The sequence below is a fragment of the Bernardetia sp. ABR2-2B genome, assembly GCF_037126435.1.
Taxonomy (GTDB): Bacteria; Bacteroidota; Bacteroidia; order Cytophagales; family Bernardetiaceae; genus Bernardetia.
The window spans coordinates 724,775-738,078 of sequence record NZ_CP147020.1 but is presented as its reverse complement, the minus strand read 5'-3'; the positions used below and the strand labels follow the sequence as shown (position 1 = coordinate 738,078).

The window sequence follows — 13,304 nt, the reverse complement described above, 5'->3', positions numbered from 1 at the left end:
ATGAACTAATTTTTTACAAAAAAATGTATATTAGAGCAAACATAATTTATACACTTTAATTATCTTTTTAATGAAACACCAAAATTACGTTTTCCTACTTTTTATCTTGATATGTTTTTCTTGTCAGGGAGAAAAGAAAGAACAAAATACAACAGACAGTTCTACTGAAGAAATTACTTCAGCAGAAGCAACAGAATCAGAATCTTCTTCTACGACCAGTATGTTTTCCTCTGAAAGTGAATATTTTCCTATCAAGGAAGGCAACTCTTGGACTCATGCTACCACAAAATCAGAATACGCAGAGGCGAAAGAATATACTACAAAAGTTTTAGATGAAGGATATACCAAAAATGGAAAAGACTATCTTACCATAAAACAAACCTACAAAGACGGAACAGAGCTTTCTACCACCTACGCACGTACAGATGACGAGGGAAATATATATTCTATCTCTCCTTATATTGAGAAGGGAGAAAAAGAATTTTTAGCTCTTCCTGCTGATATTGATATGGGCAAAACGTGGACTGTCTTTGAAGGCATGAACTATAAAGTAACATCTATGGATGCAACTGTAGAAACACCAACTAAGAAATATACAGATTGTTTGTTGATAGAAACAGTAGATGAAGATGGAAAAACTACCATGAAAAATTACTATTTGAAAGGAATAGGCTCTGTGGCTGTATCAATGGATGGAAAATTAAATATTTATTTGAAAGAATACGATGTAGATTAATCGTATTTTAAATTTTTAGAAAGTAAAAAACGGCTACTCATAAAAAAATGGATAGCCGTTTTGTATTCAAATAACTTCCTTTGATGACAAAATCTCAACGACGGTTGAAAAAACCATTTTGTTTTTTCTCAAAAAACACCGTTCTTGAATAGAGAAATAAAAACAAAAAGAAGACAATGAAAAAAGACTTTGAAGAAGTAATACATTTAATTTCACAATCTAAAAACCAAACCTATTCTATCATAAACAAGGCTTTAGTAGGATTGTATTGGAAAGTCGGAGAATATATTTATCTCAAAACCAAGCGTACAGAATGGGGCAAAAGTGCAGTAAAAGAACTAGCCAATTATATTTCAGAAAAAGAACCCAATTTGAGAGGATTTACTGCAAGTAATTTGTGGAGAATGAAGCAGTTTTATGAAGAATATTATCAAAATAAAAAACTCGCACCACTGGTACGAGAAATTAGCTGGACAAACAATTTACTTATTTTATCCAAGACAAAAACAGTAGAAGAAAAAGAGTTTTATCTCAAAAAATGTTTGCAAGAACGGTACAGCAAACGAGAACTAGAAAGACAAATTGATAGTGCTTATTACGAAAGAGCAATGTTGAGCAATACACAAAGTAGCCTTACAGCAGAGCAACTTTATCCACGCATAAAGGAAGTTTTTTTGGATAATTATGTAGTAGAATTTCTTAATCTGAAAGATAATTTTTCTGAATACGACTTACAAAAATCTATTCTCAAAAACCTCAAAAAATTTGTATTGGAGTTTGGAAAGGATTTTTTACTTCTTGATGAAGAATACAAAATACAGGTAGGAAATCAAGATTTTTATATTGATTTGCTTTTCTTTCATAGAGAACTGCGTTGTTTGGTAGCGATAGAACTCAAAATTACAGACTTCAAACCTGAATATTTAGGAAAAATGAATTTCTATTTGGAAGCCTTAGACAGAGATGTAAAAAAAGACCACGAAAACCCAAGTGTAGGTATTATTCTTTGCAAAACAAAAGACAGCGAAGTAGTAGAATATGCCCTAAGTCGCAATCTTTCGCCCACGCTGGTGTCTGAATACGAAACCAAACTTTTAGACAAAAAACTATTACGACAAAAACTTCACGAGCTTTTTGAGAATGAGTAATCTTAAAAGCTAAAACCTCGTTTACGGCTAAAAGCCTAAACGACGGTTACTTTACCAATAAAAAACACCAAAAACCATTTTGTTTTTATAAAAATAGTTGCGTTCTTTATTAGCTTACAAAAAATCTAAAAATACAGTTAATGGATAATAAAGAAGTAAATAAACCTGATGTAATTTTGTTTTTGGAACAGAAATGTTCTATTGAATTAAAAGAGAGAAATAGCCTAGAAGTAATACGAGATATGACAGGAATAAATAGTTATATGCTAAATAAAGAAAATGAACTTATAGGTTTAAATATTCGCAATACTACTTTCAGCGACTTTTCATTAGTAGAAGAGTTAAAGAACTTGATAGTGTTAAACCTAAGTGAAAATAAAATAGAGAAAATAAACTTGAAAAAGTTAAAGTATCTTAGGTTTGTGGACTTAAGAAATAACAAAATTAAATATATATCATTTGACAATCCTAATTTAGAAGGAATTTTCATTAACCAAACACCATTAGAAAAGCTAGAAATACTAAATGGAGAAAATATTAAAAGAATTAATTTGGCTGAGACAAATCTCAATGATATTTCTTTACTAAAAGAGATAATTAATTATCCTAAAATTGAGAACCTTATATTATACAACAGTTTTAAGCAAACTTTAATACCTAGAGAACTCTTTGGAGAGTGGCTTAGTTTGAGAGACCTCAAAGATGGTTGTTTGAATGACCTAAGAAACTACTACCAAAACCAAGATTTCATTCCAAACAAAGAAATAAAAGTAGTCATTTTGGGTAATGGAATGGTAGGAAAAAGCACACTTTTGAATCGTTTTTTGAATCCTACTGGTGATTGGGAAAAAGAAATACAAATAGCTATTAGCGACCGTACAGAGGGAATTGTAATAAAAGAAAATATCCCTTTTGATTTGGAAGAAGACAAAGAAATAAGATTGAATATTTGGGATTTTGGAGGACAAGAAGTGTATCACGGAACGCATCGTCTTTTTCTGAATAAAGATGCTGTTTATATTATTGTTTGGACATTGGAAACGGAGGAACAAAAAGAAGAAATCCGTCAAGATTTGAATTATTGGTTAGATTATGCACAAGATTTGGCTATTGATAGTCCTATAATTTTGGTGCATAGTCAGTGCGATAAAGAAAGTGAGAAAGACCAAGATAAAATAGATGAACAAATAGATATTTTGAGAGATGCAAAATATAAGCAAAGCATAACGACACGTTATTTAGAATTTTCTGCTAAAGAAAAAATAGGAGTTGAAGAGCTAAACGAAGCCATTAGAAAAGCTATCAAAACAAAGCTATCGGCTAGAGTAGAAACAGAAATTCCTAAAAAATGGTCAGATTTGCGTGATGATTTAAGGAAATTAAGAGAAAATGAAGAAGACAAGAAAAACGAAATTTCAAAAGAAGAGTATTTGAAAGAATGTGAGAAGTACGAAATAAAAGAATCGGAAGCCGAAACGGTACTTTTGTTTTTGCATCGGACAGGCTTTTTGTATTATGACGAAAAACTTTCAAAAAATATTATTCTCAATCAGACGTGGGCAATAGAAGCGATTTATGAAGCCTTAAAACCGAGTGGTTTAGTAAAAGATAAGAATGGAAAAATAAGTTCTAATCGTTTAAAAAGACTTTGGGTAGAAAAAGGATATTCTAAGGAAGAAGCTAAAATCTTTATTGATTTTATGGTAAGTTCTGAAATTTGTTTTTGTAAGGAACAGCAATATTATTGGAGTTTAGAAAATCCTACTTTTATTGTTCCCCATTATCTACCAGAACCAGATATTTCTCATACGCAATGGATATACAAAGACAGTTTTTATATAACGTACAAACCTCAATTTTTTCATAAGGGAATTGCAGAGCGTTTTTTGAGTCGTTTGGGGCGTTTGAGTAATGCAACTGATATGTGGAGAGATGGAATACGTATTTTTAGTGATACGTTTGAAGGTCAAGCATTGGTTGTTTTTGATAGAGAAAAGAAAGAAGTTACTATTTCTGCTAGTAAATTTGAGCTTTTGGAAGCTGTGCTAAAAGAACTCAACAAAATTTTAGATGAAGGTTCGCAAACTAAGCCTTCTGAAAGTGTAGCGTTTTTTTATTCGCTTGATGGAGAGGAGTTTGTAGATAGAAAAAAGCTAATGCCACAGATTGAAGATGGTAATCAATTTGTCAGAACATTGAACAACAAAAAAGTTGAAGTAAAAGATTTTGCTGAAAAATTTAGACTTTCAGAACCTCAAAAAACAGACAGTAGAAAAAGTCATTTTTCAGAAGAGAGTGAGCAAGATGAAAGCTCACTTATCAAAGAAGCTAATCAAAAGAAAAATACTGGAGTTATGAATGAAAAGAAACCATTGAAAATATTTATTTCCTATTGTAGTTATGACAGAGGGTTACGCCAAACTATGGAAAACCGTTTGAAAGTTTATTTGCAAGGAGCAAAAAATGATTACGAAACTATTTGGTCTGATATAGAACTTAAAGTAGGCGACGATTGGAACGAAAAAATACAAAAAGCATTGAATGAATCTACTATTGGAATTTTATTAGTAAGTCCAGACTTTTTGGCTTCTGAATATTGTACAGGAGAGGAATTGACAATAATGCTTGACAAACAAAAGAATGAGAAGTATTTGATTGTTCCTATTTTATTGAGGGATTGTAGTTTCACTAATAATGAAACATTGAAGAAAATGCAGCTTTTCAAAACATACAAAAACGAATATGATGTTACAGATTTGAATGAAATCAATGATTTAATGCCTTTTGAAGATTTAGCAGATGTCCCAAAACCCCAAGCTAGATTATTAAATAAATACTTTAAAAAACTAGCAAAAAATATTGATGATGCTGTGGATAATTTGAAGTGACTCAACCATTAACGAGACTACCTCGTCATTGAGGAATGAAAGGAAAATAGTGAAAATATAATTTTTATTATTAAACCTTATCAGGTTGTATTAAGGTAGTTCAGACATCCTGTCTGAACATAAAAAGTAGTATTTTATCCTATCCAACAGTCTATTGTTATACAAAAATAACCGTGATAACCTTTATTATTAGTATAAAAAAAATGACTACTTATTGCGTATAAGTAGCCATTTTTATTTTATCTATTGTTTTTATCATTATTCACTAACAACAGAAACACCTTTTTGCCAATCCTTAAATTCAGAAGTATAATAAAGATAAGCCGAAGAAGCTGCTCCTTCGTATTCTCCTGCTAAGTCTGCCTTCAAATCAAGGTTTATGACTTTTTTCTCGTTTGGAGTCATCTGACGGTAATAAAATATTACACTATGCTCACGAATCTCATAAAAATCAACTTTGTTTTTCTCTATGAGTTCTTTGAGTTGCCAAGGCTGTGCAGAAAGTCCACCTGGTAAGCCTACAATCGCTATTGTCATTGGCAAACCTTCCTTTGTTTTGTTTTCTAAAGTAGTCGTAAGTCTAACTGTTTCGCCTATTTTTACTTTACTTTCTGCAAGTGAAGTTTCTAGCTTTACGCTGCATTTATCACTACTTTTTGGCAAATCTGTAAACCATTCTGCCGAAAATGTATAAGGTAAAGGCTCTTTTACACCTACATAATTGATACGAACTGTATTTTTACCTGCCTTCAAATGCTTACCTAAATTTTCTACTTCGATAGCATTTTGCTGACCTGCTTCGTAATGCGCCGTAGTGATTTTCTTTCCATTTACATAAATATCAATATCACCACTTTCAGGGGTTCTTTGTGCATATTTCGCATAAGCCGTCAAAGATTTGAGAGCCAAAACGGTACTTTGTGTATTTCCAAAACCACCATAAGGCGAACGAGAACCTACTAAATATTTTACTCCATTTTGAAGAATATTCATTCGTTTCTTCTCTGATTTCATAATTGCAAGTAAAGCTAAAGAAGTCGTTTCTGCTGTCAGTCCTTGTCCTGTGGAGCGAGTAATGGAATGTTTTGTTCCTTCCCATTGCCCTGTTTCTTTTTGAAGTGAAATAAGCGTTTCAAGTAATTTTTCAGAACGTTTATCATTCAAATTTTGAAGTGTATTTACTACAAGTCCAATCAAATATGGGTCTTCTGATTTTATGGCATTTTGATAAGCAGCTTCTGCCTCGTCTTTTATGTCTTTAAAACCTGCTTCCGAAAGTGAATAGGTAATATAAGCATTTGTGATGTCTTCATCTGCGCCACCAAAAGCGTCTAATGCTTGTGGATTGCGTTTAAAACCACCTTTTCCATCTTTGCGTTCCATGAGCCAGTTAGTCGTTCTTGTTAGCATTTGCTCATCCACTAAATTTCCAGTAACATCTTGCATATCCTTAAACTCCATCAAACCATACGCTGTTAGAGCTTCGTGAGCAGGATTTGCCCCAAACCATTCGTAACCTTTGTCTTTAGACTCAAAAGAAATCAAACGTTTGTAACCCTTTTCTGTCAAGGCTGTTGCTTTTTCTAAGGCTGCTTGTTGTTCTGTATTCAAATCTTTTTGGATAGAAAGATAATCCATTACCAAAAGATTTGGATAAGTAGAAGATGATATTTGCTCGAAACAACCATACGGTTCTCTCAAGATTGATTCAATTCCTGCCAAAAGGTCGTCCAAAACAGAAGGAAAAGCCGTAAAAGTAGCCTTACTTGTTCCCATTACAGGGCTTGCAATTTCGAAAGAATAGGTTTTGTCTTGACTTTCTCCAGATAAAGCAATAGCAGCAGGAAAACCTTTTGCAAACACTTCAACTTCTTGCTCAAAACGGTCTTGTATTCCTCCTTGTCCTACAAACTGAACTATAAATTTGCCTTTCCCAGCTTCATTTTCAATCAAGAAATCCATATTTACCACCTTTGTTTCTTTAGGCTGCAATGTAATTCTGTTTTTCCATTTGCTTTCCGAAACAGGAATCCAAGAAGAAGGATAATCTGCCGAAACTGTACCACTAACTTCTTTTTTAGTGTTGTTTTGTAACATTAAAGGAATAGAAATTTTATCTCCCATAGACATATACAAAGGCAATTTTGTATCTAAACTAAAAGGTAATTGTGTATAAAAAACAGTTTCCGTTCTTCCAATTCCTCCATCAGATGCAATTCCTTCACAAACAGCACGAAACGCAGTAATTTCGTCAGACATATAAAACTCTACTTGTGATTTTCCTTTTGCATCAACTTTTATATTTCCACTCCAAAAAATGGTACTTCTAAAATCAGTTCTTGATACAGTTTTAGTTTCTGTGTCGCCTTGTTTTTTAGAATAATCAACAACAGGAAAAACTCTAGCACGATGATAAGTTATTATTGGAAGGTTTGGTTTTTGTTCTTTTCTTTCATCTTTGAAAAAACCTTCAAACTCTCCAAATTCCTCATCATCAAGTCGTAATCCACCTACTACTACTTCTGCCATTAATTCTTCCTTTTCTTCTTCAATGATAGGGTTATTTTCTACTATCATTTCATCTTTTGGCATTTCAGCCATTACGATTTTATCCTCAAATACTGCATCTTCCTCTACTGCTCCACCTGCTCTCATTTCTTGCATTGCCATCATAGGAGCTGCTCCTAAAGCATTTCTACGCTTCATCATCTTCTTTACATCATACAACTGAATTGAATAATTTTGAGAATAGGCTGTAACATATTGAGTCTGAGATATTGTTTTAGAGTTATTAGAAACTTTTAAAGTAATAGGTTCATAGAGTTTGTAGTTTGTAAATTCAAAATAGCCTTTATTATCTGTTTTGGTAGAAATATCTTTTCCCTGAATTTCTACTTTTACATTTTTAGCTGACTTTCCGTTTTCAGTTTTTACATAACCTGCAATAATTGCTTTTTCTGCATTATATTTTAGAGTGATAGACGATTTTTGAATTTGCTCCCATGTAAATTTTCTCCAACCATGTGTAAGCATCAGTAAATCTCTAGCTTGTGCAGATTTTTCTTCTTTATCGTCAAAATAAAAACGTGGTTCTTTTACTTCTCCTTTTAGGTCAGCTTCTAGTAAAAGGTGTGAAAGAATATGACTAGACTTGTCATCAGCAAAAGAAAGTAATTTATCATCAACAACCGAAAGCGACAAATTTGCTGGCATCGGAATTCCTCTATGGTCGGTAACTTTTATATCTAAAGTAACTTTTTCACGAGGTTGGTATTTATCTTTGTTTGATTTTACAGAAATATTAAGCTGTTTGTCTGTGTTTAAGAAGACTAAACGCTCAGCTCTTTCTATTTTTTTAGAATCAAAAAGTGTAAAATTAGCTACTCCAATAGGCATTTCATCTGTTGGAATATTGATTGTATTCTCTCCTTTTTTGACAGAAAGTTTCTTTGAAAAAATAATTTCTCCACGCAGTTTGCCTACTAAAAATACTTCTTCTATAACAGGCGAATAAATAGAAAATTTTAGATTTGAAGTATCATACGTTTTTTCTTTATCAGATTTTGAAACAGGAAAGTTTAGTTTCAATCCATAACCTACTTCTACCGTTTCAGGTAATTTGTAAGTCGTTTCTACTCCTTTTGGACTTGTAATTTTGGCTGTATAAGTTTCATCTTCTTTGGCTTCAAATTCAAAATTTCCCATTCCTTTATGAAATGACGAAAAATTACCAACTTCTTTTCCTTTAGAGTTTATAATAATTCCTTGCACATCAGCAGGTTTTCCAAACTCATCTTTACACCAAAAAGCTACATTTGATTCTGTATTTGCTAAAATATCTCCTCCTTCTGGAAAAAACTGCAAATCAAATACAGTATTGGCAAGTGGAATAGAACGAGAAATAGATTCCGTTTGTCCGTTATGAGAAAGCAAAACATTGAGAAGTCCGTCGGCTGTGTCTAGCTTTTTAGGAAGTTCGAAAGAAATAGTTGTTTTTCCTTTGTCGTCTGTCTTTGATTTTGCTTTTGAAATAACTTTTCCTTTTAGACTTACTACAAAATCAATATCTTTTTCTGCTAAAGGCTCGTTTGTTAGGCTTTGTAAATCCAAATCTGCTTTTACTTCATCTCCTGCACCGTAAGCATCTTTCTGAAAGTCTAATTTCATTTTGAGGCGTGGCAAAACTACTTTCTGAACTGTTATTTCTTTCTCAAAAATAAGTGGATTACCATTTTGGTCTTTTACTGTTTTATCTTCTATTACAAAATTTTCTTGCCATTTTGTATAGGCTTTTATTTTATAAAGTCCTCCTGCTGCATCTTCTCCTAAATCAAATTCTCCAGAAGCCGTTCCTTCTTCTAAAATAAGTTGAAGTTTTTTGGCTACATTTCCTTTTGGGTCAATGAATTCGACGTGCAGAATATCACTTCTTTTTGAAGGCTCTAAAGTAGTTTCATCTTGAACATAGGCTTGAAACCAAATCGTTTCGGAAGGCTTGTAAAAAGGCTTGTCTAAATGTAAATACACTCTTTCAGAGCTGTATTTATCTTGAAAAGTAGTATTTATTTCAGTTAGTTTTTTGAGCCATTCGTCCCCTGTTTTTGAACGAAACCCCCAAAGAGTAACTGCGCCTGCTGTTAGAGCTGCGCCTGCCAGTAAGTGCCACATACGAAAAAATTTTAGTTGCATAATTGATGTAATAATAATGGGTAAATTAGTGAAATTTTATGAAAGGTAAGTGATTTACCTCGTTGTTTTTCTATTAAGATGCAGTATGATTAGAAATTCCATAATTTTTAGAGAAATTAAAAATTAAGGAGATAAAAAAAGCACAAAGTGGTAATCTTTGTGCTAATTATAAAACTACTTCTAATAGTTATTGGGATACAACGAAATATAACAATCCTCGTCTTCATAACCTTTCATCTTTGACATTACTTTCATACTTCTTCATAGAATAATTTTTTTAAACAATAAAACTAAGGACAAGCGACAATACGTTTTGCCATTCTGAAAAGTCCTACATCTAAGCCAAGATTTGATTTTTGTGCAGCTTCAATATTGAGTTCGAAACGGTAAGGCTTATTATCTACGGTTACAAAATTAATGATTCCACATTGTTCGATAAAGCCTTTTAAATTATCTCCGATAGTCAGCGTTGGGTATCTTCTAAAGTAATCCAAAATATCACTAAGTTTGCCTTGTTCAGATTTGCTGATATAAATCACTTGACAACCCCATAAATCAGAAGCTTTTTTCTTTCTTCGAACACGCAAACCACGTCCATTTATCTTGTAGTGCATAAGAAAGGATTCTAATTCATCGCCAAAAGGGTCATCACCCAAAATTCCGATTTGTATCATTTCTTTTGGGCTCTTGAAAGCCTCAGGAGGAAATGTTGTATGCTCAATAAAATGAACAATCAAAGCAATTTTTACTTTCGTGGCTGAATATTGAGCTTTAGAAGGCAAAGTAATAAAGCTAAAGAAAATGCTTAGTAGAAGAATACATATAGTTTTTGATAGAAATTTGGTAATCAAACCTGTTTTATCTAATTTTTGAGGAAGTAATTTTATAAACATCGAATAAACTTAAAATAGTAGAGATAAAGGTAAAGAGACAAAAAATGTACTACTTTTTACACAAAGCATAAGACAATAAAAAATGAAGATAGATAGCAAAATTATGCAATTATTTTCAATCTTAATGCAATCACTATTGTAATTTAAACTATAAACGCTTCTACTACAAATAAAATATAGAATGAGATGAAAAATTATCTGATTTTTACTTTTTTATGGAAGTGAATAAATCTTTAATCTAGCAGTTCGGCTATCTTTACAATTAAAAAAAACAGTGTAATTATAACTTTATCAGTAGTTCAATTGTACTTTCCTTATCTGTATATTTTAACAACTATAAATTTTGAGAAGTGAATACTACTAACAATCATTTCGATGTTTTAATCATTGGAGCAGGTCTTTCAGGAATTGGAGCTGCTCATTACATTCAAAATCGCTGTCCAGACCGTTCTTATGCTATTTTAGAAATGCGTGAAGCCATTGGAGGAACATGGGATTTGTTTCGCTACCCCGGTATTCGTTCCGATTCGGATATGTACACGCTTGGTTATGCTTTTCGTCCTTGGAAAGAAGCCAAAGCAATTGCAGACGGTTCTTCTATTCTTAATTATATCCGTCAGACAGCTACTGACGAAGGGATTGATAAGAAAATACAGTTTAATAGAAAATTAGTATCTGCAAATTGGTCTTCAAAAAATAAAATTTGGAATATAGAAACAACAGCTAAAAATAAAGAAACACAAGAAGAAGAAACGATAAAATACTCTTGTAATTTTCTGTTGATGTGTAGTGGATATTACAATTATAATGAAGGTTACACGCCTAATTTTGAAGGTTTTAAGGATTTTGAAGGAAAAATTGTACATCCTCAAAAGTGGACTTCAGATATTGAATATCAAAATAAAAAAGTGGTTGTTATTGGAAGTGGTGCTACTGCTGTTACGCTAGTTCCAGAGCTTTCCAAAAAAGCAAAATTAGTAACGATGTTGCAACGTTCGCCTTCTTATATTATTTCTCAACCTTCGAAAGATAAAATTGCTGATTTTTTTAGACGACTTCTTCCTTCCAAAATTGCTTATGAATTTAATCGATGGAAAAATGTACTATTTAGTTTGTTCTTTTATAAACTAGCTATCAAAAAGCCGAGTTTTGTCAAAAAATATATCAAAAAACAAACTCGCAAAACATTAGGAAAAAATTATGATGTAGAGACACATTTTACTCCAAAATATGACCCTTGGAAACAACGCCTATGTCTTGTTCCTGATAACGACCTTTTTAATTCTATCAATTCGAAAAAGACAGAAATTGTAACTGATACAATTGAAAAATTTACTCCAAAAGGTATTTTGCTTAACTCTGGAAAAGAACTAGAAGCTGATTTGATAGTAACTGCAACAGGTCTAAAACTGGATATAATGAGTGGAATGACAATCAAAAAAGCTGATAAAGAAATAAAGCTACCAAATCATTATATGTATCGTGGAATGATGTTTTCGGATATTCCAAATATGGCAATTTGTGTTGGTTATACGAATGCTTCGTGGACGCTCAAAACAGATTTAACTTGTGTTTATGTGTGTCGTTTGCTTAATCATATGAAAAAAAATAACTATGAAGTTTGTACACCTCATTTAGAACAAGAGCTTGAAGATTCTTTTGAGAATGAGCCTATTTTAGATTTTAATTCGTCTTACGTTTTGCGTTCTATTGATTCTCTACCAAAACAAGGTTCGAAAATTCCTTGGAAGCTCAACCAAAATTATCCTTTAGACATTATGACCATAAAATACAGTTCTTTGAAAGATGAGGCTCTTGTTTATGAATAATATTTATGAATGAATTAGGTATTTTCTGAACTATTTCGTGATTGACTTGTAAGAATGTACTTTTTTTAGTTTCTTAGCTATTCGATTGGTTAGGATAAAAACTAGTCGCATCACATTAACACAAAAAATACAGCGTGTTCCAAGAAGATTTAATTTTACGAGATGAAAAGTTTGAAGTCGATCAGATAGGTAGATACAAACTTTGTTTTGCCCTTACGCCTACTGAATGTCGTTTGGTGGTTTTTGATACTAAATCAGACCGTTGTCTGTGTTATGAACGCTATACGGCTGATATTCCTTTAGAAACAGATGAACAGTTTTTAGAGGCTTTCAGTAATTTAGTAAATACACACAGCTTTGCATCGGCTGGTTATTGGCAAAAAATTACGCTGATGATGGGAAAACAAGAGTTTACTTTCGTTCCTGATGAATATTTCAGAACTGAATATGCTCTCTCTTATTTGCGTTTCAATACTACATTAGATACTTCTAAAAGCTATGTGCAGTTTAGTGAACACCAACTTGCCTCTACAAACTGTCTTTTTTCTATGCCCAAAACGGTTTCAGATTGGATAGAAGAAAAATATCCACATCAAAAAACGGGTATTACGTATGTGCATCAATCAGCTGCTTTTTTAGAAGGGCTTTTATTACAAGAAAATAAGGCAAATCAAGTTCATGCACTTATAGAAGGTAATCAACTTTTTGTAGCTGTTTTAGATGAGCAGAGTTTACTTTTTCTAAATCGTTTTGAGTTTAAGAATGCAGAAGAAGTAGCTTATTTTATTTTGGCTGTAAGTGATGATGCAAAAATTAATTCTCAAAAATTAGAAGTGGTTTTGTACGGACAGAGTAATAAAGAAGGTAAAATTTATAAACTGTTGGATAGATATGCTTATGTCAAATTTGCTTCTCGTCCTGCTCATCTAAGTTTTAGTTATCATTTTGACCAGCTAGAGAGTCATGAAGATTTTGATTTATTTAGCCTTTATTATGTAAAGACGGTTTGATACAGTTACCAGTTTTAATTATTTATTTTAATAAATCATAAAATAGGTTGCTGTCAGCTTCCAAACTGTCAGAAAGAGATATAAAAAAATACAGCCGTTGCTTGTGTTCTC

General features: G+C 32.2%; 7 protein-coding genes. 5 read left to right on the top strand and 2 right to left on the bottom strand.

All coding sequences use genetic code 11. The annotated features are described in order from the left end of the window. The first annotated feature begins 70 nt into the window (after window positions 1–70). The 3 genes from WAF17_RS03180 to WAF17_RS03170 all read left to right on the top strand — a co-directional run bounded on the left by WAF17_RS03180 (window position 71) and on the right by WAF17_RS03170 (window position 4,772). The gene (locus WAF17_RS03180) at window positions 71–736 is read left to right on the top strand and encodes a hypothetical protein (RefSeq protein ID WP_338766139.1); all 666 of its coding nucleotides are present in this window, start codon (window positions 71–73) and stop codon (window positions 734–736) included. Between the two features lie 176 nt (window positions 737–912). After that, window positions 913–1,884 carry a PDDEXK nuclease domain-containing protein gene (locus WAF17_RS03175; protein ID WP_338766137.1) on the top strand — a complete coding sequence of 324 codons (972 nt, stop codon included), beginning with the start codon at window positions 913–915 and terminating at the stop codon, window positions 1,882–1,884. A 140-nt stretch (window positions 1,885–2,024) separates the two neighbouring features. After that, entirely contained in the window at window positions 2,025–4,772 is a 2,748-nt protein-coding gene (locus WAF17_RS03170) for a COR domain-containing protein (RefSeq protein WP_338766135.1), read from the top strand. A 258-nt stretch (window positions 4,773–5,030) separates the two neighbouring features. Here WAF17_RS03170 and WAF17_RS03165 read toward each other — a convergent pair whose 3' ends face one another. Continuing rightward, the gene (locus WAF17_RS03165) at window positions 5,031–9,461 is read right to left on the bottom strand and encodes an MG2 domain-containing protein (RefSeq protein WP_338766133.1); all 4,431 of its coding nucleotides are present in this window, start codon (window positions 9,459–9,461) and stop codon (window positions 5,031–5,033) included. Between the two features lie 290 nt (window positions 9,462–9,751). Beyond that, on the bottom strand, window positions 9,752–10,354 hold the full coding sequence (locus WAF17_RS03160) for a YfiR family protein (RefSeq protein ID WP_338766131.1): 603 nt from the start codon (window positions 10,352–10,354) through the stop codon (window positions 9,752–9,754). Between the two features lie 350 nt (window positions 10,355–10,704). On the opposite strand from WAF17_RS03160, the gene WAF17_RS03155 reads away from it, so the two are divergent. Together WAF17_RS03155 and WAF17_RS03150 are read left to right on the top strand one after the other, a co-directional pair. After that, window positions 10,705–12,183 carry an NAD(P)/FAD-dependent oxidoreductase gene (locus WAF17_RS03155; RefSeq protein ID WP_338766130.1) on the top strand — a complete coding sequence of 493 codons (1,479 nt, stop codon included), beginning with the start codon at window positions 10,705–10,707 and terminating at the stop codon, window positions 12,181–12,183. Between the two features lie 134 nt (window positions 12,184–12,317). Next, the gene (locus tag WAF17_RS03150) at window positions 12,318–13,193 is read left to right on the top strand and encodes a DUF3822 family protein (protein WP_338766129.1); all 876 of its coding nucleotides are present in this window, start codon (window positions 12,318–12,320) and stop codon (window positions 13,191–13,193) included. Window positions 13,194–13,304: the final 111 nt, after the last annotated feature.

Coding starts and splice junctions, on each gene's coding strand:
- WAF17_RS03170 (WP_338766135.1), top strand. CDS start 2,025: ATGGATAATAAAGAAGTAAATAAACCTGATGTAATTTTGTTTTTGGAA.
- WAF17_RS03160 (WP_338766131.1), bottom strand. CDS start 10,354: ATGTTTATAAAATTACTTCCTCAAAAATTAGATAAAACAGGTTTGATT.
- WAF17_RS03180 (WP_338766139.1), top strand. CDS start 71: ATGAAACACCAAAATTACGTTTTCCTACTTTTTATCTTGATATGTTTT.
- WAF17_RS03175 (WP_338766137.1), top strand. CDS start 913: ATGAAAAAAGACTTTGAAGAAGTAATACATTTAATTTCACAATCTAAA.
- WAF17_RS03165 (WP_338766133.1), bottom strand. CDS start 9,461: ATGCAACTAAAATTTTTTCGTATGTGGCACTTACTGGCAGGCGCAGCT.